Source organism: Amedibacillus sp. YH-ame6, from assembly GCF_053848845.1.
In genome coordinates this window covers 43,652-67,847 of the sequence record NZ_JBSPEZ010000011.1, presented here as the reverse complement: position 1 = coordinate 67,847, position 24,196 = coordinate 43,652, and the positions used below count along the sequence as shown (strand labels likewise).

General features: G+C 35.5%; 22 protein-coding genes. 21 read left to right on the top strand and 1 reads right to left on the bottom strand.

Annotation, left to right across the window (positions count from 1 at the left end; translation table 11 throughout):
* The first annotated feature begins 44 nt into the window (after window positions 1-44).
* The 12 genes from ACWG0P_RS08845 (at window position 45) to ACWG0P_RS08790 (ending at window position 13,792) form a co-directional block, all read left to right on the top strand.
* Window positions 45-662 (top strand): DUF6088 family protein, encoded by a 618-nt coding sequence (locus ACWG0P_RS08845; protein ID WP_455801409.1) that lies wholly within the window; start codon window positions 45-47, stop codon window positions 660-662.
* Window positions 655-1,677, top strand: a complete 1,023-nt coding sequence (locus tag ACWG0P_RS08840; RefSeq protein WP_455801408.1) for a nucleotidyl transferase AbiEii/AbiGii toxin family protein — start codon at window positions 655-657, stop codon at window positions 1,675-1,677. Before ACWG0P_RS08845 ends, ACWG0P_RS08840 begins: the two co-directional genes overlap by 8 nt.
* A 235-nt stretch (window positions 1,678-1,912) precedes the next feature.
* Window positions 1,913-2,800: an aspartate carbamoyltransferase catalytic subunit gene (locus ACWG0P_RS08835; protein WP_455790047.1), complete on the top strand. Its 888-nt coding sequence runs from the start codon at window positions 1,913-1,915 to the stop codon at window positions 2,798-2,800.
* A gap of 29 nt (window positions 2,801-2,829) precedes the next feature.
* Complete coding sequence (locus tag ACWG0P_RS08830; RefSeq protein WP_455801407.1) at window positions 2,830-4,116, top strand: dihydroorotase; 1,287 nt, start codon at window positions 2,830-2,832, stop codon at window positions 4,114-4,116.
* Window positions 4,113-5,192, top strand: a complete 1,080-nt coding sequence (locus ACWG0P_RS08825; RefSeq protein ID WP_455801406.1) for a carbamoyl phosphate synthase small subunit — start codon at window positions 4,113-4,115, stop codon at window positions 5,190-5,192. The genes ACWG0P_RS08830 and ACWG0P_RS08825 overlap by 4 nt, the downstream gene beginning before the upstream one ends.
* The gene (gene carB, locus ACWG0P_RS08820; RefSeq protein ID WP_455801405.1) at window positions 5,192-8,392 is read left to right on the top strand and encodes a carbamoyl-phosphate synthase large subunit; all 3,201 of its coding nucleotides are present in this window, start codon (window positions 5,192-5,194) and stop codon (window positions 8,390-8,392) included. The genes ACWG0P_RS08825 and carB overlap by 1 nt, the downstream gene beginning before the upstream one ends.
* Window positions 8,393-8,394: 2 nt before the next feature.
* Window positions 8,395-9,138, top strand: coding sequence for a dihydroorotate dehydrogenase electron transfer subunit (locus ACWG0P_RS08815; protein ID WP_455801404.1), 744 nt, complete (start codon window positions 8,395-8,397; stop codon window positions 9,136-9,138).
* Window positions 9,138-10,049, top strand: a complete 912-nt coding sequence (locus ACWG0P_RS08810) for a dihydroorotate dehydrogenase (protein ID WP_455801403.1) — start codon at window positions 9,138-9,140, stop codon at window positions 10,047-10,049. The genes ACWG0P_RS08815 and ACWG0P_RS08810 overlap by 1 nt, the downstream gene beginning before the upstream one ends.
* Entirely contained in the window at window positions 10,046-10,741 is a 696-nt protein-coding gene (gene pyrF / locus ACWG0P_RS08805; RefSeq protein ID WP_455790041.1) for an orotidine-5'-phosphate decarboxylase, read from the top strand. Before ACWG0P_RS08810 ends, pyrF begins: the two co-directional genes overlap by 4 nt.
* 619 nt (window positions 10,742-11,360) lie before the next feature.
* Window positions 11,361-12,278, top strand: a complete 918-nt coding sequence (locus tag ACWG0P_RS08800) for an ORF6N domain-containing protein (RefSeq protein WP_455801402.1) — start codon at window positions 11,361-11,363, stop codon at window positions 12,276-12,278.
* A 334-nt stretch (window positions 12,279-12,612) separates the two neighbouring features.
* The gene (gene pyrE / locus ACWG0P_RS08795; RefSeq protein ID WP_455790039.1) at window positions 12,613-13,287 is read left to right on the top strand and encodes an orotate phosphoribosyltransferase; all 675 of its coding nucleotides are present in this window, start codon (window positions 12,613-12,615) and stop codon (window positions 13,285-13,287) included.
* Window positions 13,288-13,372: 85 nt separating this feature from the next.
* Window positions 13,373-13,792: a DUF2000 domain-containing protein gene (locus tag ACWG0P_RS08790; protein ID WP_455801401.1), complete on the top strand. Its 420-nt coding sequence runs from the start codon at window positions 13,373-13,375 to the stop codon at window positions 13,790-13,792.
* Between the two features lie 33 nt (window positions 13,793-13,825).
* Here the strand turns inward: ACWG0P_RS08790 and ACWG0P_RS08785 are convergent, their stop codons facing one another.
* Window positions 13,826-14,365, bottom strand: a complete 540-nt coding sequence (locus ACWG0P_RS08785; protein ID WP_455801400.1) for an HD domain-containing protein — start codon at window positions 14,363-14,365, stop codon at window positions 13,826-13,828.
* A 157-nt stretch (window positions 14,366-14,522) separates the two neighbouring features.
* On the opposite strand from ACWG0P_RS08785, the gene ACWG0P_RS08780 reads away from it, so the two are divergent.
* The 9 genes from ACWG0P_RS08780 to ACWG0P_RS08740 all read left to right on the top strand — a co-directional run bounded on the left by ACWG0P_RS08780 (window position 14,523) and on the right by ACWG0P_RS08740 (window position 24,190).
* Complete coding sequence (locus ACWG0P_RS08780; protein WP_455801399.1) at window positions 14,523-15,521, top strand: nucleoid-associated protein; 999 nt, start codon at window positions 14,523-14,525, stop codon at window positions 15,519-15,521.
* Between the two features lie 119 nt (window positions 15,522-15,640).
* A complete protein-coding gene (locus tag ACWG0P_RS08775) occupies window positions 15,641-17,593 on the top strand; it encodes a BglG family transcription antiterminator (RefSeq protein ID WP_455801398.1) in 1,953 nt (650 codons plus the stop codon).
* A gap of 83 nt (window positions 17,594-17,676) precedes the next feature.
* Window positions 17,677-19,263, top strand: a complete 1,587-nt coding sequence (locus ACWG0P_RS08770) for a PTS transporter subunit EIIC (RefSeq protein ID WP_455801397.1) — start codon at window positions 17,677-17,679, stop codon at window positions 19,261-19,263.
* A 3-nt stretch (window positions 19,264-19,266) separates the two neighbouring features.
* On the top strand, window positions 19,267-20,706 hold the full coding sequence (locus ACWG0P_RS08765) for a glycoside hydrolase family 1 protein (RefSeq protein WP_455801396.1): 1,440 nt from the start codon (window positions 19,267-19,269) through the stop codon (window positions 20,704-20,706).
* 94 nt (window positions 20,707-20,800) lie between these two features.
* The gene (locus tag ACWG0P_RS08760) at window positions 20,801-21,700 is read left to right on the top strand and encodes an alpha/beta hydrolase family protein (protein WP_455801395.1); all 900 of its coding nucleotides are present in this window, start codon (window positions 20,801-20,803) and stop codon (window positions 21,698-21,700) included.
* A gap of 71 nt (window positions 21,701-21,771) precedes the next feature.
* Window positions 21,772-22,068, top strand: a complete 297-nt coding sequence (locus ACWG0P_RS08755; protein ID WP_455790027.1) for a PTS sugar transporter subunit IIB — start codon at window positions 21,772-21,774, stop codon at window positions 22,066-22,068.
* Window positions 22,069-22,383 (top strand): PTS lactose/cellobiose transporter subunit IIA, encoded by a 315-nt coding sequence (locus tag ACWG0P_RS08750; protein ID WP_455801394.1) that lies wholly within the window; start codon window positions 22,069-22,071, stop codon window positions 22,381-22,383. It abuts the gene before it with no gap.
* Window positions 22,384-22,502: 119 nt separating this feature from the next.
* Window positions 22,503-23,555, top strand: a complete 1,053-nt coding sequence (locus ACWG0P_RS08745; RefSeq protein WP_455801393.1) for an anion permease — start codon at window positions 22,503-22,505, stop codon at window positions 23,553-23,555.
* A gap of 14 nt (window positions 23,556-23,569) precedes the next feature.
* Window positions 23,570-24,190 (top strand): DUF47 domain-containing protein, encoded by a 621-nt coding sequence (locus tag ACWG0P_RS08740; RefSeq protein WP_455801392.1) that lies wholly within the window; start codon window positions 23,570-23,572, stop codon window positions 24,188-24,190.
* The last annotated feature ends 6 nt before the right edge of the window (window positions 24,191-24,196 follow it).

Below are 24,196 nucleotides of genomic sequence, written 5' to 3'. Positions count from 1 at the left end.
CTGTCACAAAAAGTGTATAATAATTGTGACAGAGGAGCGATGCTATGAAGGAACTATCATTGGGTGAGGCTATTTATACTAGGATGGAAGAAATGCCTAGTGGTACTATTTTTTCAAATAATGATTTTTACGATCTGGGTAATCACGATGCAATTCGTAAAGCATTATCTAGGCTTTGCATCGAACATAAGATATTTCGTTTGATAGATGGGTACTATACAATACCTTATTTTATAGAAGCAGTCCAAGAATATAGTTACCCAACAGTCCATGAATTAGCCCGGAAAATCGCGGATAGATATGCTTGGAATATTGCGCCATTTGGCGAAAATGCACTTAATCAAATAGGGATTTCCACACAAATTCCAGCGGTATGTGAATATTTGAGTGATGGACCATATAGGGAGTTTACATATTTAAATAAGGTTATAAAATTCAAACATACATCGAATAGAATGATTTCCAAATACTCACAACCCGTTTCTTTAATCATACAAAGTATTAAAACATTAGGAAGAGATAATATTACTGAAAAAGATATCAAACTTATGAAATTTTATATAAATGCATATGTTAAAGAAGATTTGCTAAAGGAAACCAAATCAGCGCCAGCTTGGATATATGAAATCATAAAAGCAATAATAGGAGGTTTTGATGAATAAATTTTTGGAATTAGGATTAGAGGATAGAAATAGATTGATTGTCAATACAGCGGAAAAAATGAATCTTCCAGAAGCTATCGTTGAAAAAGATTTCTGGGTTTGTTTTGTGTTGGATTATTTATTTAATTCTTTTGAATATAAAGAGTTTATTTGTTTTAAAGGCGGGACAAGTTTATCGAAAGTCTATAATTGTATAGAACGTTTTTCTGAAGATATTGATTTAGCATTAGATTGGGCGGCTTTGGGAGTGTTAAAAGATGAGGCGTATAAAATCCGAAGTAATCGACAGCAGAATTTCTATAATCATAAAGCGGATGTGAAAACTGAGAAGTATATCAATGAAATTTGGATTCCAGTCATAAAGAGAGATTTAAAAAAATTAATCCATGACGAATTTGATTTATATATGGATAAGGTAGATCAACAAACCATATGTTTTCGATATCCGCGAGCGTATCAAGACACTTCTATTTTACAGATTTTGCGTTTAGAAATAGGTGTGTTAGCTGAACCTGTACCTTCGCATACGAAAACATTAAGATCTTATATAGCAGATGTTTATCCAAGTTTGTTTGATCATAAAGAAATAACAGTGAGAACCATGAGTGTTGTAAGAACATTTTTCGAAAAAATCACAATCCTTCATAGAGAGGCTATGCGTACAAATGGAAATTATCCAATGCGATACTCAAGACACTATTATGATATATATAGAATGATTGAAATAGGGATTGCGGATGAATCTTTAGCAGATTTAGAACTTTTAAAAATGGTAGTTAATTTCAAAAAGAAATTCTATCCATGTAATTGGGCTTGTTATGATGAAATATTAATAGGGAATTGTAAGCTAATACCTAATAAAGAGGGCATTGAAAAATTCTCTAAAGATTATGATATGATGAAAAAAATGATTTATGGTAGTTATCCTGCATTTGATGAAATCATAAACGCTTTAGACCAATTTGAAAATAAACTAAATCTATATATCGTACAAATGATTGAAAAACAAAAATAAACTGTTAGACATAAAAAAGAATGATGTATTATTGGAAATAAATTACATCAAAAAAATTGTGTGAAGGACGAAAAAAATCTTGTATTATTTCAGATATGTGATACAATATAAAACGATAAAAGGTCCTTTAACTTGATCCAGAGAGGTCATTAAGGCAAACAACTCTTTCGAACCATCGTAAAGGCCCTTTTGTATAACAAAATGGTCTTTTTTTTGAAGCTTATAGGAGGTACTTATGAACAAAGATAGTCTATTGAAAATATGTGACTTAACGAAAGAAGAGATTTTTCATATCCTCCACGATGCGAATGCGTTTTCATGTTCTCATAAAGATTGGCAATTACCAAAAAGAGCTTTGGTTGCTAATCTTTTTTTTGAAGCAAGTACGCGTACGCATTTCTCATTTGCTTCTGCTCAACATCAATTGGGATGTAGTGTTGAAAACTTCAGTGCACAAGGCAGTAGCGTAGAAAAAGGAGAAAGTCTATACGATACAGTGAAGACGTTTGAAAGTATCGGATATGATGCAGTGGTGATTCGTCATAGTAAGGATGAATACTTTCATGAACTAGAACAAATTAACATTCCAATCTTAAATGCAGGGGATGGTTGTGGAAATCATCCAACCCAGTGTTTGCTTGATTTATTAACTATTTATCAAGAATTTCAAACATTTGAAGGAATTAAGGTTGCAGTGATTGGTGATATTACTCACTCACGTGTTGCGAAAAGTATCAAAGAGGCAATGGAATTGCTTGGGGGAGAGATTTGTTTCTCAGGACCTGAAGCATGGGTGGAAAAAGATGAACATTATAAAAGCGTAGATGAAGCAGTTGCTTGGGGGGATGTGGTCATGATGTTGCGCATTCAACATGAACGTCATGAAAGCACGATGAAGATGAGCAAAGAAGAATATTTAAAACAATATGGACTTACCAAAGAAAGAGCCGCAACGATGAAACCAAATGCCATTATTATGCATCCAGCACCAGTCAATCGTGGGGTGGAAATCGATAGTGATTTAGTAGAAGCTCACAATAGTCGAATCTTCAAACAAATGGAGAATGGTGTCTTGGTACGTAAAGCGGTCTTGAAAAGAGCTTTGGGGTATAACGAATTTTAAATACATAACAAAAGAAAGAAGGTAAGAAGATGAAACTGATCAGACAAGCAAAGATGATAACTCATGGAAATGAAACAACACGCATGGATATCCTCTTTGATGAAGTGGAAATCAAAGAAATTAGTGAACATATCGATCCAGCATTAGCAGAAGAAGTTATCGAAGCAAATGGGGCTACCTTGTTGCCAGGTCTTGTGGATGTTCACGTACATCTAAGAGAACCAGGGTATGAGCATAAAGAAACAATTCTTACCGGAACAAAAGCTGCGGCTCATGGAGGATTTACAACCATTATGGCGATGCCCAACATTATTCCGTATCCGGATAATGTTGAAATGATGAAATCTTATTTAGAGAAGATAAAACAAGATGCGCTTGTGAATGTGATTCCTTATGCGTGTATTAGCAAAGGGGAAAAAGGTCATGAGCTGAGTGATATGGAAGGTTTATCTGCGTTAGGTATTCATGCATTCAGTGATGATGGTGTTGGTGTGAGTAGCGAAGATATAATGAAATCCGCAATGGAAGAATGCAAACGTTTGGATGGAATGATCGTTGCACATACGGAAGATATGAAATATCGTGCTCCTTTGGCTTGCATGCATGAAGGTATACGAAATAAAGAGATGAACTTCATTGGAATACCGAGTGCTTGTGAATATGAACAATTTCATCGAGATTTGAAGTTGGCACAAGAGAGCGGATGTAAGTATCATGTATGTCATATGAGTGCGAAAGAAAGCGTAGAATATTTGCGAGAATATAAAGCGAAGGGTGTAAACTGCAGTGGAGAAGTTACTGCACATCATCTATTGTTAAATGAAATGGATGTGATGGGGTCAAATGAAAAAATGAACCCACCTCTAAGAAGTGTGGAAGATCAACAATCTCTCATTCAAGGATTATTGGATGGGACCATTGATATGATTGCCAATGATCACGCTCCACATAGTGAAGAAGAGAAAAACAAAGGAATGGAGACATCACCATTTGGCATTGTTGCCTTGGAAACATCCTTTCCTCTGTTATATACAAGATTCGTGAAAGAATTAAACATATTTACGCTGGAACAGCTGATTCATTGGATGAGTGAAGCACCAGCAAAACGATTTGGTATGCAGCGCATTGGAAAACTTGCGCCTGGATATATCGCGGATATGATACTAGTAAATCTAGATCAAGAATTTGCGATCAATAAAGATGAGTTCTACTCCCTAGGACATAACACTCCATTCCATGGTTGGAAATGTTATGGTCAAGTGGAGAAGACATATGTAAAAGGTAAAGTCATATATGACAAGGAGGAACACCTATGAAAAAGAGATTGTTAATCTTGGAAGACGGCAGTGTGTACAAAGGTAAGGCTTTTGGAAGCGACAACTACAAGATGGGAGAGCTTATTTTCCAAACGGGAATGAGTGGCTACCAAGAAATTATTTCTGATTTATCCTATTATGGACAAATCGTTATGATGACATTTCCAACCATTGGAAGTTGTGGTATCAATCGCGATGATTTTGAAAGTATTTCTCCACAAGTATTTGGATTTGTAGTCAAAGATTTCTGCGAGGAACCAAGCAATTGGAGAAGCGATATGACTTTAAATGAGTTTATGAAATTAAAAGGGATTCCAGGAATTGCGGATATTGATACGCGTGAAATTACTCGTAAAATTCGTGATCATGGAGTGCTAAAGGCAATGATGGCTGAGGAAGATGCAGATGTAGAAGCAATCCTTAAAATGATGAAAGGAACAGACTTACCAAAGGATGGAGTACAAGTGGTATCTACACAAAAACCATTCCCAATTCCTTCCCGTGGACAAAAAGTAGTCATGGTAGACTTAGGTACAAAATTTGCGGTTATTCGTGAATTTAACTTAAGAGGATGTGATTTGGTTGTCGTGCCTTACAATATGAGCGCAAAAGATATCTTGGCGATTCATCCAGATGGTGTTGTTTTATCTGGAGGTCCAGGAGCACCAGAAGAAATTCCTGAAACATTAGAAAGTGTAAAAGAATTGTTTGGTAAGATTCCGATGTTAGGAATTGGATTAGGACATGAAGTGATTGCGGCTGCCGCAGGTGCGAAAGTTGTGAAGATGAAGGTCGGACATCATGGAAATAGTTCTCCAGTACGTAATTTAAAGAAGAATAAAATTGAATTTACAGCTCAAAATCATGGCTATGATGTAGATGAAAATTCAATTGAAGGGACAGGTTTGATTGTCACTTATAAAGCATTGAACGATAACTCTATTGAAGGATTTGAGCATGAGACATACCCACTCATTACCTTATCATTTGAACCAGAAGCGGCACCAGGTGCTGATGATGTGAATTACATCTTCGATGATTTCTGTGAAATGATGAAAGAAAGAGGTGCAAAATAATGCCAAAAAGAACAGATATTAAGAAAATTATGGTGATAGGTTCAGGACCTATCGTAATCGGACAAGCGGCAGAATTTGACTATGCAGGAACGCAAGCTTGTACCTCACTTCGTGAAGAAGGATATGAAGTTGTATTGATCAACTCTAACCCTGCGACCATCATGACAGATACCGCTGTAGCGGATAGAGTATATATTGAACCATTAACGATTGAATTCGCAAGTCGTATTATTTATAAAGAAAGACCAGATGCAATCTTAGGAAGTCTTGGTGGACAGACAGGATTGAACTTAGTTGTAGAATTAGCAGAAACAGGAATTTTGGAAGAATGTGGAGTAGAAGTATTAGGTACTACATTAGATGCAATTGAAAAAGCTGAAGACCGTGATAAATTCCGTGAATTGATGTATGAAATTGGAGAACCAGTACCTGAGAGTGTCATTGTTCATAGCGTAAAAGAAGCCATTGAATTTGCTTCTACGAATGGATATCCAGTAGTTGTACGTCCTGCCTTTACATTAGGAGGAACAGGCGGTGGATTTGCCCACAACCAAGAAGAATTAGAAGATATCTGTGAAAACGGATTGAAAATGTCTCCTGTACACCAGTGCTTGATCGAACAAAGTATTGCGGGATATAAAGAAATTGAATATGAAGTAATGCGTGATAATGCGGACAATGCAATCGTTGTATGTAATATGGAAAACGTTGACCCTGTAGGAATTCATACAGGAGATTCCATTGTAGTAGCACCAACACAAACCCTAACAGATAGAGAATGTGGAATCATGCGTGCATCTGCAATGAAAATCATTCGTGCATTAAAAATATGTGGAGGATGTAACGTACAGTTAGCATTGGATACTTCTTCCTTCAAATACTATGTAATCGAAGTTAACCCACGTGTATCAAGATCAAGCGCCTTAGCTTCTAAAGCAACTGGATATCCAATTGCGAAATTAGCAGCAAAAGTTGCGGTTGGTTTAACATTAGATGAAATTATCAATCCAGTGACTCAAACTAGCTATGCATGTGTAGAACCATGTATCGACTACGTAGTTGCGAAGTTTCCAAGGTTTGCATTCGATAAATTCCCAAAAGGAGATCGTACCCTTGGTACACAGATGAAAGCAACAGGAGAAGTTATGTCCATGGGACGTACCTTCGATGAAGCAATCTTAAAAGCCATTCGTTCCTTAGAAATGAAAACTGATCACTTAGAACAAAAAGATATCAACGCTTTAAGTGTAGATGAACTTTGGGATAAACTTAAGAAACGCGATGATGAAAGAATCTATGCAATCACAGCATTGTTACGTAAAGGTATTAGCGTAGATGAAATTCATGAAGAAACAAAAATGGATCGTTACTTCCTATATCGTTTCCGTGCAATCGTAGCTTTCGAAAAAGAAATCGAAGAAAACAAAGGAAACTTAGAAGTTTTATTAGAAGCTAAAAAACGTGGATTTGCGGATAGCTTCATCGCTCGTAAATGGAACGTAGACGAAAGAGAAATCTACGATACAAGAAAAGCCAATGCAATTACACCAGTATATAAAATGGTAGATACTTGTGCAGGTGAATATGTATCTGGTACACCTTACCTTTACTCCACATATGAACATGAAAATGAAAGTATTCGCAGTGAACGTGAAAAAATCGTTGTCTTAGGATCTGGACCAATTCGTATTGGACAGGGTGTAGAGTTTGACTACGCTACCGTGCATTGTGTAAAAACAATCCGTGAGTGTGGATATGAAGCAATCGTTATCAACAACAACCCTGAAACGGTATCTACAGATTACTCAATTTCAGATAAATTATACTTCGAACCACTTACAATCGAAGATGTAATGCATGTCATCGATTTAGAAAATCCACTTGGTGTCATCGTACAGTTCGGTGGACAAACAGCAATCAACTTAGCCGATAAATTGGTAGAACGTGGTGTTAAGATTTTAGGAACATCATTAGAAAACATCGATCGTGCAGAAGATCGTCATGAATTTGAAGCCATGCTTCATACACTCGATATCCCACAACCAAAGGGAGAAACTGCAATCGAAGTAGAAGCAGCAATCGATATCGCAAATCGCATAGGCTATCCTGTCCTTGTACGCCCTTCCTATGTACTAGGTGGACGTGCTATGGAAATCGTACACAACGATGATGACTTACGCATCTATATGGCAACTGCAGTAAAAGAAATTAGTCATGATGCCCCAATCTTAGTAGATAAATATATCGTTGGTAAAGAAATGGAAATTGATGCGATAGCGGATGGAGAACATGTGTTCATTCCTGGTATCATGGAACATATCGAACGTGCGGGTGTGCACTCTGGAGACTCTATCTCAGTATATCCTGCGCCAACAGCATCTCAAAAAGTAAAAGATCTAATCATCGATTATGCGACAAGAATTGGAAAAGGATTCCACTTCATTGGATTGTACAACATTCAGTTCATTGTCGATAAAGATGATAAAGTATACGTACTTGAAGTAAACCCTAGATCTTCACGTACGGTACCATTCTTAAGTAAAATCACAGGAGTTCCAATGTCTTATGTAGCAACACGCTGTGTACTTGGACATTCCTTAAAAGAACAAGGGTATGAAGAAGGTGTGCATCCTGAATGTGATCGCCATTTCGTAAAAGCACCAGTATTCTCCTTCGCAAAACTACGTAGCGTAGATACAACACTTGGACCTGAAATGAAATCAACAGGAGAAGCACTAGGAAGTGATACAACACTTGAAAAAGCATTATACAAAGCATTGATAGCGAGTGGAGTTAAGATTCCAACACACGGAAATGTCTTAATGACCATCGCTGATATCGATAAAGAAGAAGGTTATAAGATTGCGAAGCGCTTCTCAGATATTGGATATGGCATCTACGCTACCAAAGGTACTGCGAAATATCTAGAAGAAAAAGGATTGTATGTACAAACAATTTCAAAAATTGATGAAGATAAACACAGCAATGTCGTAGAATTGATTCGAAAAGGTAAAGTAAACTATGTCGTAAATACCATGAGCATTAGCAAATCAGTAAGCGCTGATGGCTTTGAAATCAGACGTACAGCGGCAGAGAACAACATCTCATGTTTCACATCCTTAGATACTGCGAATGCGATCTTAAGAGTACTAGAATCTCAAACATTTACCGCAATCTCAATGAATGAATTGGAGAAATAAGTATGCAGGAAGAAGTAGCTATCATCCTTCAAAATGAACAAATTGCAAAAGATACCTACCGTATGGTATTACAGGCCAACATGTCGAAAGACATGTTGCCTGGTCAATTTGTGAATATAAAAGTGGATGGATATTTATTACGAAGACCAATTAGCATATCTTCCATAGAAGATATGCACTTTGTCATTGTATACAAAGTGGTTGGAGATGGAACAAAGAAATTAACAACATTGACATCTGGTCAATCTATGAATGTATTTGGTCCTTTAGGTAGTAGTTATCCGATTCACAATGAAGAAGAGGAAGTATTATTAATTGGTGGGGGAGTTGGTGTACCTCCATTATTTGAAGTAGCCAAACAATATCGTAAGCTACAAAAACAAGTACATGTCGTTCTTGGATTCAATGATGCAGACAGTGTGTTCTATGAAGAAGAATTCAAAGCCTTAGGTTGTCATGTTGTAATTTCTACAATGGATGGATCTTATGGTGTTAAAGGAACTGTAATGGATGGTATTGAAGATGCTAATATCACATGTGACTTTGTTTGTAGTTGTGGACCTCGCCCTATGTTAAAGGCAGTGGAAGCGAACTATCAACGTGGATATATGTCCTTTGAAAGTCGTATGGCATGTGGCATTGGTGCTTGTATGGCATGTGTTGCGAAAGATAAAAAAGAAGAAAACTTGTACCATAAAATATGTAAAGATGGACCTGTCTTCCCAATTGGAAAGGTGGAATTCTAATGGATATGCATGTAAAATTACCTGGTTTAAATCTAAAGAATCCAATCATTCCAGCAAGTGGGTGTTTCGGTTTTGGAAGAGAATACGCCGAATTATATGATTTAAGTGTGTTAGGTGGAATTGCGATTAAAAGTGCAACACCTGCCTATCGTTATGGAAACCCTACACCACGTGTTGCGGAAACTCCAATGGGCATGTTAAATGCCATTGGATTACAGAACCCTGGTGTGGATGTGATTATGGAAAAAGAATTGCCTTGGCTTGCACAATTTGATACAGAAATTATTGCGAATGTAGCTGGAGCAAGTGAAGAAGAATATGTAGAAGTTATTCATAAACTAAATGATAGTGATGTCGTAAAAGCATATGAACTAAACATAAGTTGTCCAAATGTAAAACATGGTGGTATTGGACTTGGTACTGATCCACAATTAGCTGCTCATGTCACTCGTTTAGCAAAAGAAGCCGCAACTAAACCCGTTTATGTTAAGCTATCTCCCAACGTAACAAATATTGTGGAAATCGCAAAAGCAGTAGAAGAAGCTGGAGCAGATGGCATCGTCTTAATCAATACCCTAATGGGAGTACGTTTGGATTTACATACAGGAAAACCTATCTTAGCAAATGTTACAGGTGGATTGAGTGGGCCTGCCATCAAACCAGTTGCGATACGTATGGTATATCAAGTGTATCAAGCAGTTTCTATTCCTATCATTGGAGTTGGTGGTATCACTTGTGCAGAAGATGTATTAGAATTCTTATATGCAGGAGCAAGTGCAGTAGAAGTGGGTATGCAAAACTTTGTGGATCCATATTGCTGTGTAAAAATAATCGAAGAATTACCAGAGGTATTAAAGAAATATGGTTGTAACAGTTTAGAAGAAGCTGTTGGAAGGAGTCATAGACTATGAATAAAACAATCGTTGCATTAGATTTCTCAACAAAAGAAGAAGTTATGAATTTCCTAAAAGGGTTTCAAGAACCAATCTATGTAAAAATTGGGATGGAGCTTACTTATGCATGTGGATTGGATATCGTAAAAGATGTACGTGCATTAGGACATCATATTTTCTTAGATCTAAAATTACATGACATTCCTAATACTGTAAAAGGTGGTATGAAAAACTTAGCGAAGTTGGATGTTGATATTGTGAATCTTCACTGTGCTGGTGGAATCGCTATGATGAAAGCTGCAATGGAAGGTTTAGAAGAAGGCGCAATGGGTGGAAAACGTCCATTATGCATCGGTGTTACACAACTTACTTCCACTTCAAAAGAAGCAATGAATGAAGAACTTGGTATTCCAGGAGAAGTAATAGACTGTGTTATCAACTATGCAAAGAATGCCAAAGAGGCAGGACTTGATGGAGTGGTATGTAGTGTACATGAAGCACGTGCAATTCATGAAGCTTGTGGAAATGACTTCTTAACTGTAACTCCAGGAATTCGTTTAGCGGATGATAATGTAAACGATCAAAAAAGAGTTGCGACACCAACATTTGCAAAAGAAGAAGGCTGTAACCATATCGTTGTAGGACGTAGCATTACAGGGAGTGCAAATCCTCAACAAACATATCTTGATATCGAAGCGATGATGAACTAATCAAACAAGAAGTGAACAACAAAATCACTTCTTTTTTTACGCTGTTTATCCTATACTTAATCCAATACATAAATAGGATAATGATATGATTATAAAAAAATCGTAATAGATATGGATGGGGGATACTATAAAAAGAAATTTTAAATTTTATATGAATACATGAGACAACAGCATATTCACTTTTTGTCGTAAGGGGTAATTCACTGCTAAAGTTTCAAACATTCTCTCCTGATATTAAAAAATAAACTAATTTTTATCGCAGAAAATGGAAGGTAACTGTTAGATTATGGATGGAAGAAACGAGTCTATAAAAAAAGTAGATACTTTAAAAGTCTTGCTAAATATTTCTTTGTTGGGTGTGCACAAAACTTAACGTGCTTGCATTTCATCGTATTTACGTGCAATTTGAGCATTTATTTTATCAAGCATAATGGATACTGAAGATGTTGGCTAATACAATAGTAAATATTTATCAGTTATTTTGAAGCAATATAAAGAAAATTATCTTAGAATACTTTGCTAAAACACGTGGTTGCAAAATGCGAACAAAAAAAATAATTTCACAAAATTTAGGATTTTTACATTTAATTCCGTATATATATTGAAGGGAGGTAATTAGATGAATGAAATAATTACAAAAGATAAAGAATTCAAAGATTTAGTTCACGTAATTCGTGGACAACATGTAATGTTAGATAGTGATTTGGCACGATTGTATGGAACAGAAGTTAAAAATCTAAATAGACAAGTAAAGAGAAATATTGAAAAGTTTCCAGATGATTTCATGTTTCAATTGTCGAAAGATGAGACATATAATTTGTGGTGCCAAAATGGCACCGCAAATATACATACGATGTCTAGAAGTAATCCATATGTCTTTACAGAACAAGGAGTTTATATGGTTGCAACGATTCTTAAAAATGATATAGCCACACAACAAAGTATTTATATCATGCGATCTTTTAAAGAAATGAAACATTATTTAGCAGAGAACAAATCGTTATTAAGCAACACTGAATTATCTAACATTATCAGTCGTTTAGATAAACATGAAGCTGATATAAACAAAATCATGGATAACTTCATTAATGAAGATAATATCAAAGAGAAACTATTTCTAGATGGACAAGTTTTTGATGCGGTTGAAACCTATATCAATATTTATAAACAGGCTGAAAAAAATATCTATATCATAGATGATTACATAAATATAGATACGTTGAATTTGTTAAAGTATAAACAAGAGAATGTTGATATAACAATTTTTACTAGTAATAAAGGGGAACCTAGGTTATCTAAAACGGAAGTAAAAAAGTTTAACATTCAGTATCCATCTTTATCTCTAAAGTTCGCTCCTAATATACATGATCGCTTTATTGTGGTTGATTACGGAACTAACCGTGAGAAATTTTATGTTTGTGGTTCTTCTAGCAAGGATGCTGGAAAAAAGATATGTACAATTATTCGATTGCATGATAAAAATGGAATGCATTTCATAATAGATGAATTATTGAAAAACAAGAATTTAGTGTTTTAAAACTAAAGTTTGTTCTTTGACAATTGAATACTACAATTTTGACTAGTTGCTCATTCGTGTAGTTTATTAAGGTGAATACCTTTCTAAAACTATGATACATTGCTAAGCGATTTTGATTTTCTTAGAAGACAGTAGAAATAAAAGACAGATGTTAATTTGTTTGATAACTTTTATAAAAATTAATTAGATTGTAAAGAATGGGGATATAAGAATTCTATAATTTAAAAGGTAGCACGAATTGAAAAAACTCCCCAAATATGATACTATTGTAAAGACTTATATGACATATTCTATGGCGTATAAACAACGAAAAAAATACATGGAGGATAGAAAAATGGAACAATACAAACAAGAATTTATTGAATTTATGGTGGATAGTAAAGTTTTAAAATTTGGAGACTTTACATTAAAGAGTGGAAGAAAATCTCCTTTCTTTATGAATGCTGGAGGTTATGTAACTGGAAGTCAACTAGCAAAACTTGGAGAATACTATGCAAAAGCAATCCATGATACTTATGGACTAGACTTTGATGTATTGTTTGGACCTGCATACAAAGGAATTCCTCTTGCAGTCGCAACAACAATGGCAATTTCAAAACTGTATGGTGTAGACATTAAATACTGTTGTAATCGTAAAGAAGAAAAAGACCATGGGGATACTGGTATCTTATTAGGTGCGAAATTGCAAGATGGTGATCGTGTTGTCATCATTGAAGATGTAACTACTTCAGGAAAATCCATCGAAGAAACATACCCAATTTTAAAAGCACAAGGGAATGTAGAAATTAAGGGATTGATTGTTTCTTTAAACCGTATGGAAAAAGGAAAAGGAACACAAAGCGCATTGGATGAAGTCAAAGAGAAATATGGCTTTGAAACAAGTGCGATCGTTTCTATGGCAGATGTTGTAGAACACTTATATAACAAAGAGTACAAGGGAGAAATCATCATTAACGATGAGCTTAAAAAAGCAATTGATGCGTATTATGATGAATATGGTGTAAAATAGATTTACATGCATGTTGACTATATTATACAAGAAATACATTTCTATCTATTCTATGATTATGTAGTAGATAGAAAGAAGGTATAATATGAGTCAAAATGAAAAATGTGTAATGGTAATCGATGAACATTTACCACTTGGAATCATTGCGAATACGGCGGCAGTGATGGGAATTACGCTAGGGAAATTGAAACCTGAAATTGTAGGAACAACCGTCCGAGATAAAGATTTCAACCAGCACCTTGGAGTGATTACATTTCCTGTTCCTATATTGAAGGCAGATGCCAGTAAAATCCAAGAATTACGTGAACTTTTATATCAAGAAGCGTATCAAGATGTACTCTGTGTAGATTTTACGTTACAAGCACAAGAGTGTAAAGCGTATGAAGAATACATAGAAAAGATGAAGCATGTTTCTCAAAAGGATTTAGTTTATATGGGGATTGCGATTTGTGGTCCTAAAAAGAAAGTAAATTTTTTAACAGGAAGTATGCCATTACTGCAATAAAGTTAATAAAAACCTTATTCTTAGGAGTAAGGTTTATTTTCTTATGAGTGCATAACACAATGTGAATCGGTTATAACGAATTTTACGACCACACTGTTGAAGTACTTCTGATAATGCACAATATTTATCTATGGCTTGTAAAATCAAGCCTTCTTTTGTTTTTGGACGATGAAAGGTAATTGGCCACATATGATGCAAGATAGCATCTTCAATAATGGCATTTACCATCGTTGCTTTTCTAGCATTCTCTAAAGCTACTTTTGGATGTGCACTACGATGTTTCCCTTCAAAGGGGATTTCATCATGATGACGATCATATAAGTATAGGTCATGTAATAAACCTGCTCTAGCGGCACTATAAGCATCTAAATGAAACTTTCTTGCTAATAAAAAGGTATAGTAGGAAACGTTGAGAGAGTGTTGAAATCTTGACGTATGCATATGTTGTACATAATCTTGTAACTCGTTAATTTGATCAAGACCTAGCAAATCTTTGATACAATCCAAATATTCATTTGCTAATGTACAATCTTCGTTATTTAAATCCACTTTTGAAAAAATCGCTTTCTCCATGCATTCTCCTCTTTCTTTCACAGTACTTCTTCATCATATCATTTTTTTATAAACAATTTATGTGATAGGTTTGTGATTTGCATTTTTTACAATTTTCGCTTTTGCAAATTGCCTTGAAATACGGTATCATAATACCATATGAAAAGGGGATTATAAAATGTTAACTTTTGAAAATGTAATATTACATATATTGGATAGCGAACATAACACATGTGTAATTAGTGATGAATGTATGGATGAAACAGATGAAACACTAGATACCATATTGCAAAGTAAAGCAACAAAGATCTTTGCGAGTGCACAAAAGAAAAAGGGAGTTTTTCAAGAAGGGTCTGCGTTTCGTGAATGTGTAGAACGTTATAAGGATGGACAAGTATCATTTGAGGAAATGAGTGAGAAGATAGCCCGTAGTATTTTTGATATGAAGATGAAATATGGTTTATATGCATCCAGTGACTTGATTGTAGCAATTGTTATGAATGAGGGTAGACGTTACCTAATCGGTATTGATAATGCCTTCCATGAAGGAATTACGCATGATATACGTCAAAGTGATAAAACATGCAATGTGATTTGTTCTAGCTCCTCATTGATTTCTAGTAACTTGATTAAAGATGATCGTGTATTCCTTGTAGAACTAAGTGATTTAAGTGTTTCAACGATTGAAACAAAGATAGAAATTGAAGCAGAGAAAGTAAATGTATTTGCGGATATCATTCTACAAACAAGCAATGAACCATCCTATAAAGAGGCAATGAAATCCATTAGTAAAACATGTGAAATGATCGTAGATAAATATGATATGAATGAAATGGAAATACTTCCTAAGATGAAGGGAATTATACAAGAGAATGTAACCGCGCAAACACCTATCAATATAGAAGAAGTCGCAAACGTATTGTTTGTCGATAAACCTCTTGCGAAAAGTGAGTTTAAAGAAGAACTCAAGACAAAAGGGGTAGAAAAGGATGTAGAAGTAGAATACGTTAAACCTACCAAAGCGGATGTCGTACAAAAGATAAAGACAGATAGAGGAATTGAATTGATCATTCCTATTGATTTTATGAACTCTAAAGATTTAGTGGAATTTCAAAACAATCCAGACGGTACCATTTCTATACAATTGAAAAACATTATGCACATTTCTAGTAAGTAAGGTGTATAGCGAACAAGTGAAAACTTGTTTTTTTTTTAGAAATGGAAGAAATTGCATAGGGAAGCCTTTTACAATTATAGAACAATACGATACAATTACAATGAATGAGAGGTATGAATATGTCTACAAAAAATAATCGCATGATTGTATTCTTAAAACTATTGATGAATCATGAAGGATATATGAAGAGTGAAGAATTATGTGCAGGATTATCCATCAGTCCAAGAACACTTCGAGATGATATCACGAAGTATAATATAGAATTTCGTAAGAATGGGTTAATGATTGATTCGAAACATGGAACGGGGTATCGTTTACAAATCATTGATGAGAGTGCGTATCATTTATTTATTGCGTCACTTTTAAAAGAGGAAGAAGATTCCCAACGATTACTACCAGTATATCCAGAGGATCGTATCAATTACTTAATTAAATTGTTGTTGAGCAATGATGACTATGTAAAGTTAGATGATGTCGCAGATGAAATTTTCATAAGTCGCTCTACTTTACAAAATGATATGAAAGAAGTACGTGAGAGGTTGCGTTTCTTCCATTTAAAGCTAAATAGTAAACCCGCATATGGACTACGTATCGAAGGAAGTGAGATGCATAAACGTTCCTGTATATCGCAATATTTTTTTCACACGGATACGATGGATGAACTTTTTTCTAAACGAAATCCAATGAATGAACAACAAACTTTAATACGAGATATCCTATTTGAAACCTTGGATGAAACAGGATTTCGTTTGAGTGATATTGGGTTTCAAAACTTAATCATTCATATTTCTATTGCTTTACAAAGAGTTCGTGAGCAAAGTGAAGATAACTTAGAACTTTATCAGGACATCTTGGGTACGAAAGAATATGAAGTCGCAATGCTTTTAGTACAACGTTTAAATGAAGCAATGAAGGTAAACTTAAAACCCGTAGAGACATGTTATATAGCCATTCATCTTATGGGAAAAAAGACATTACAATATCATCGTGAATATGCAATTACACAAGAGATAGAAGAATTGTTATGTACTACCTTTGATGAAATACAACAACAGTATGGGTATGACTTCTTTTCCGATTTAGAACTATATACGGTATTAGCGTTGCATTTTCAACCAATGTTAAACCGTTTGCGTTATGGACTTCCTATGCAAAACCCATTGTTGGAAGATATTAAGAGTGAACATCATCAAGCGTTTGAAATTGCAGTGTTATCCGCTGATGTCATTACTCGTACCTTGCATTTTTCTATGAGTGAATCAGAGATGGGATATCTAGCTTTGCATTATGCATTAGCAATGGAACGTGCAGAAAGTAAGAAACAAAAGAAGAAGAACATCATCGTTGTATGTGCGAGTGGAGCAGGTAGTTCACAAATATTGATGTATAAATTACGACAACGTTTTCAACAACAATTACAAGATACACAAGTGATTGAAATGTATAAGTTAAAAACGATTGATCAAAGCCATTATGATTTTATTCTAACGACAGTACCAATCCCTTTTCCTACCAGCATTCCGGTAATTCAAGTGCAATACTTCTTAAATGATGCAGATATCGTACAATTATCTGATGCGTTTTTAGAACAAGGGGATACTAGTGTTGTCGATCGTTACTTTGATGATGCTTTGTTCTTTGAAGATATCGAAGGAAAAACAAAAGAAGAAATCATCACTGAAATGATTACACGTACATCGAAGGTTCATCCTCTACCAGATATGTTTATGGCATCTGTATTTGAACGTGAACAGATAGCAAGTACGGAATTTGGAAACTTCGTTGCAATGCCTCATCCCATGAAAGCAATGTGTGATGAAACCTTTGTAAGTGTTGGTATTTTAAAACGTAACATTCGTTGGGTGCATCAACAAGTGCGTTATGTATTCTTAATGTGTGTGAAGAAAGATGAAACACAGTCCCTTCAACAATTTCATGAAGCACTAGCAACGCTTGTAACAAATCGTTCCCTCATGCAAGAGTTTGAAAAAGCCCCTACCATCAAGACTTTAAAAGATATTTTGAACCAACAAACAAAGACACAAACAAACGACAACGATATCTTTCAATAAGAACTGCCACAATGTATGTGGCAATTCGTTCGCTACAAGTAGTATCCATAATCCTTATAATTATAGGTGAGGAGGAACCTAATGTGAATGTTCTGTTATGCTGTTGTTCGGGCTTCTCAACCAGCATCTTAGTAAAGGCAATGCGAGAAGAAGCAATCCGTATAGGAAGACAAGATATTAAGATAGGCTCTATTGGTGTCGATATGCTATATGAATATATCGACCGATCAGATGTCATTTTAATTGCGCCTCAGCTATTTCATGAATATGATCATCTCAAAAAACTGGCAGATGACGCTGGTAAGCCAATGTACGTAGTCAATCGCGATGACTATGGAAGCATGGATGGGAAAAAGGTTCTTTCAAACATGCTCTTTCAAATAGAAAGAGATGACAGGGAGGATATTAAAATGGATACTGTTTCAACATTTATTGAAAGTAAATTGATGCCGATTGCGATCAAAGTCGGCTCCAACAAAGTTTTAACGATTATACGTAATGCGATGTGTGCAACGATGTCACTACTTATCATTGGTAGTATTTCGATTTTATTAACAAGCTTTCCAATCGATGCAGTCGCAAAATTCTTACAACCAGCTTCTCCGTTTCTAAATGCAATTTATAACTGTACAACCGGAATGATGGGATTATTTACTGCAGCTAGTATGGCATACTATGCGGCTGTAGAATACAAAGCAGATATATTCTCAAGTATAATTACATCTGTTTCAGCATTCTTATTAACACAAATCTCTTTAGATGGAGTTTTGAATATTGGAGGTTTAGGTTCTAGTGGTTTATTAACTGCTATGGTCATTGGATTTGTAACCGTAAAAGTGATTGATTTATTTAAGAGAAAACACTTGGTTATTAAAATGCCTGCAGGTGTACCTGAAGCAGTTAGCGAATCTTTCTCTTCACTTATTCCAGCGGTCTTAATTCTTGTTGTATTTGGTTCTGTTTCTTTAATCTTTGGATTTAATATCAACGATATCTTAGCAACTATGATGTCTCCATTATCAGGAGCTATCAATACGCCTTGGGGATATGCAATTTATCATATGTTATGTGGTTTAGTATTCTTCTGTGGTATCAACTCAGCTGTTGTTATCGGAGTGGTACAAGCGTTCATTATGCAAAATGGGGCAATGAATGAAGCGGCATTTAAAGCAGGAGAAACCATTCAATATGCCGCAACTTATGCAACAGATACTATGATTTGGGCAGGTGGTACAGGAGCTACTATTGGATTAGTAATCTTAATGGCAATTCGTTCTAAGAGTAAAACTATGAAAACAATGGGACGTATGTCTATTGGTCCTGGTATCTTTAACATCAATGAACCAGTCATCTTTGGTACTCCAATTTGTTTCAACCCAATCTTCTTAATTCCATTCGTGTTATTACCAGGTATTCTAGCATTCTCTACCTATATGTTAATGGATTTAGGAGTTATCGCTATGCCAACAGTAGGTATGGTTCCTTGGACACTTCCTCCAGTTGCGATTGGATTTGTTATGTCAAATGGTGCAATTTCAACGGGTGTTTGGTCAATTGCGGTCGTTCTAATTAGTATTATCGTATATTATCCATTCTTTAAAATGGCAGATAAAAGAGAATATTTAAATGAGAAAAAAGCACAGCAGGAAGAGGCTGCTGCACAGGAGTAATCTATGAAGAAAACACCATTCCCTAAAGATTTCTTATGGGGCGGAAGTATTGCGGCACATCAATGTGAAGGTGCTTATCTTGAAGGTGGCAAAGGTTTAGGAATTATGGATCTTGTGAGCAATGGAACGTATGAAACTCCTAGACATATATCTTCTGTACTAGAAGAGGGATATTACTATCCCTCTCATACAGGGATTGATTTCTATCATCGTTATAAAGAAGATCTTGCCTTGATGGCAGAGATGGGTTTTAAAACCCTACGCATCTCTATCGATTGGTCTAGAATATATCCTATGGGAGATGAAGAAGAACCCAACCAAGAAGGATTGCAGTTCTATCATGATGTCATCGATGAAATGCTACGGTTACATATAGAACCAATGGTAACACTCTATCATTTTGAATTACCAATGAACATTGTGAAAACATACGGAGCATGGTTGAATCGTAAAACTATTGATTTATATGTGAAGTTTTGTAGAAGTGTGGTTACTTCATTAAAAGGAAAGGTCCATCGTTGGGTGACCTTTAATGAGATGAATCATTTAGATCCAATGAGTGAAGTTAGTGATATCTTTACTTATATGATTGCAGGTGTAAAATACAGCGAGTTAACAAATAAGAAACAAGACCTTGCTAGTATTGGTTATCATATGACCTTAGCAGGTGTAAAAGCATGTGCATGCATTCATGAGATTGATCCATCCAATCAAGTAGGTTGTGTATTTGGTATCACTCCTTATTATCCAAAAAACTGTAGACCAGAAAATGTACTACAAGCATTTAAGGATATGGATCGTGATTTCTATCAAATAGATGCTATGTGCAATGGTGCTTTTCCAGAATATAAGATAAAAGAATATGTACGTAATGATATCATCGTGGATATCACTCATGAGGATAAACAAGCTTTCAAAGAAGGAACTCTAGATTTTATTGGGTTGAATTATTATGCAACTGAAGTGCGTGCTATCGAAGAAGATATGGATGGTAACGCTACATATTTTGGAGGAATGGAAAATCCTTATCTTAAACAATCGGATTGGGGTTGGACAGTAGATCCAGTAGGATTACGGTACTTGTTGAATTATACATATCGTCGTTATGGTCTTCCTATTATCATTACAGAAAATGGCCTAGGTGCTGTCGATGTAGTGAATGAACAAGGAATCGTCGATGATAATTATCGTATTTCTTATTTGAATGATCATATTAAAAACATCATTGATGCAGTACAAGAAGATGGTGTGGATTGTTTTGGATATTTGATGTGGGGACCAATTGATTTGGTATCTGCCACAACTGGTGAGATGAAAAAACGTTATGGTTTTATCTATGTAGATAAACAAGATGATGGAACGGGAACTTACGCAAGAAGTCCTAAAAAGAGTTTTGCGTGGTATCAAGAAGTCATCCATACAAATGGAGCCAATATCAAATAATTTTAGAGTATATAAAGTAGTGTTGCCGTTTGTATTCGGAGGGAGAGGGTGAGAAAAGAGAAGCTTATAAAGGATAAGCAATGAAAGGGAAACTATGAAAAAAATAAAAATATTTTTAGCTGTTGTTTTGTCTTTAAGTTTGTTTGGTTGTGCTACTAAACAAACACAAGAGCCATCTTATAAAGAAGAGAACGTAACAATATCATCGAAACGTGATACAAAAATTCATGCAACATTAACACTTCCTAGCGAAGAAAATAAAGATGGATATCCACTTGTTCTTCTTGCCCATGGATTTATGGGAAGTCGTGATGAAAGTGGAAGTTTTACAGAAGTATCGCAAAACCTTGCGAAAGAGGGAATTGCTAGTATTCGTATAGATTTTCCAGGATGTAACGAAAGCGAAGAAGCATTTACAGACTATACAATCGACAATATGCTAGATGATGTATCAACTTCACTAGAATATGTGAAAAAACAAACAACAATCAATGAGGATAAAATAGGATTGTTGGGGTATAGTATGGGAGGACGCATTGCATCTTTGTCACTAGAGACAATGGATGTCAATACTCTTGTATTATGGGCTCCTGCCGCAAGTGATGGATTAAGCGCTGGTATATTTATGGGAGATGAAGCATTTTTAACACAGAAGATTGAAGAAAGTAAAGAGAGTGGTAAAGCAACCTTAGAATTATGGGGTGAAGAAGTAGTAGTATCTCATGAATATTTAGTACAGATGAGAGATACAAATCCTACGAAAGCATTACATGCATACAAAGGAAATGCTCTTATTGTTACTGGTGGGGTGGATGATCTAATTCTCTCCTCTGTAACAGATAAGGTTATTGAAGCATGTGCCAATACCAATATTACTGCAAATTTAGAAGTGCCAAGAATTGGTCATGGATTAGGTAGTTATGATGAAGATTTAGAAGCGAGAAAAATTGTTGTAGATTCTACTGTGAATTTTTATGTAGACAATATGAAATAAAAAAGAAGTAAGGTCAGTGAACTATGATTCACAAAAATGTAAATAAAGTATATAAATGGAGGTCCTAAGGAATGAATATTTTATTGATATGCTCAGCTGGAATGTCAACGAGCTTAATGGTACAAAAAATGCGTGATGTTGCCGCAGAAGAAGGATTGGAAGCGACAATATGGGCAGTAGCAGAAGTAGAAGCAAGCGAAGAGGTTAAAAAGGCAGACGTTGTTTTGTTAGGACCACAAATTCGCTTCAAACTTCCACAAATGAAAGAACTATGCAAAGATACTCCTATCGATGCCATCGATATGCGTGCTTATGGAATGATGGATGGAAAAGCCGTTTTACATAGAGCACTTGAAATGGTGAAGTAAATGGAAGGAATAGAACTTATTTGTTTTCAAATCATTTCTTCTGTAGGAGGAGCGCGCTCTTCTTATATTGAAGCAATTCAAAAGGCAAAAGCTGCAGACTTTGAAGGAGCAGACGCTTGTATGAAAGAGGGTGCTGAAATGTTTCATGAAGGACATAATGCACACGCACAACTGATACAAAAAGAAGCTTCTGGAGAAGAGAATAAAATTACTTTATTGCTTGTTCATGCGGAGGATCAACTTATGAGTGCAGAAGGATTTGGTATCCTTGCACAAGAATTTATCGATCTGTATAAAGAAGTCAAATCAAAATAATCATGTAAGGAATGGTGATAAGATCATTCCTTTTTCTATGATTGGATTACATCCTTTTATTGTAGGTAAACATAAAGTATGCTAAAATCAGTGTGAAATTAGAATAGATGGAGAATGGTATGAGTATTACATTTATGGATTTTATAGATGCATTAACGACACATCCACTGCTCATGCTAATCACTGCTTTAATGCTTGGGGTTATGGTAGTGAATGGTTGGAGTGATGCGCCTAATGCAATTGCGACTTGTATATCAACACGTGCTATTAGAGTAAAGAACGCTGTTCGATTGGCAGTGGTTTGTAATCTGTTAGGTGTTTTTGTTATGACTTCCATTAATGTAACAGTTGCTCAAACCATATACAATATGGTAGATTTTGGTAAGAGTACGGATGATGCCTTGGTTGCCTTGTGTGCGAGCTTAGTCGCAATTATGGTGTGGGCAATCATGGCTTGGAAGATTAAAATTCCAACAAGTGAGAGTCATGCTTTGATTGCTGGGTTAAGTGGTGCAGCGATTGCTTTCCATAATGGGTTACAGGGAATAAACGGAAGTGAGTGGCAGAAAGTGATCTTTGGATTTGGGGCGAGTTTACTGATTGGTTTTGTGGGAGGCTTTTTATTTGTAAAAGTAATTGAACGGATATGTCGTCACTGTAATCGTAAGAAGAGTCAAACGTTCTTTCGTTATGGTTCTATTATGGGGGGAGCTATGATGGCGTTTATGCATGGGGCACAAAGTGGACAAAAGTTCATGGGAGTATTTCTCATTTCCATTTTTATGGTAAATGGAAATGCACATACAGGAGGAATTGAAATTCCTATTTGGTTGATGTGTATTTGTTCCATCGCTATCGGTTTAGGGACAAGCATTGGTGGGTATAAGATTATAAAGGCTGTTGGTATGGATTTGGTAAAACTAGAAAAATACCAAGGGTTTGCTTCTGATATGGCTGCTTCTATATATTTGTTTGCGTCTTCATGGTTAGGTTTGCCTGTTTCCACTACCCATACTAGATCTTCCTCTGTTATGGGGGCAGGGAGTGCTCGTAGGCTATCGAGTGTGGATTGGAAATATGTAAAGAAGATGTTGCTTGTTTGGGTTTTAACCTTTCCATGTGCTGGGTTTCTAGGATTTCTATTTACGAAGCTATTTATTTTATTGTTTTAAGGAGGAAGTTACAGATGAATAAAAAGGGATATAATTATTACTCTGCTTTTATAAAGATTGCGGATTACGCATATAAAGCATGCGAGGAATTAAATGCTATCGTACAATCTTTTGATACAGATGGATTAGATGAGCATTTAGAAAAGATGCATGAATTAGAACATGAAGCAGATACTGTACGTCATGAAATCATGGAAGTACTTGCGAAAGAATTCCTTCCACCAATTGATCGAGAAGATATTGTGGCACTTGGGAATGCATTGGATGATATGGTGGATGCAGTAGAGGATATTTCTATTGGACTGTACGTGTATAATGTACAAGACATCCGTGAAGAGGCAATTCCATATGCAGATGTTGTTTTACAGTGTTGTGAAGCGGTAAGAATTATTATGGAAGAATTTGTGAACTTTCAAAAATCAAAAGAACTTATGCAATACATTCAGAATGTGAATGCCTTAGAAGGGAAAGGTGATATGTTGTACGCTAGAACAACACGGATTATCTTTACAAGTGATTTGGATGCTGTTGAAGTTATGAAGTGGAGATCTATTTATGATCGCATGGAGGCTACTTGTGATGCCTGTGAAGAAGTTGGTCGATTGGTAGAAAGTGTAATATTAAAAAATTCGTAGAAGAAT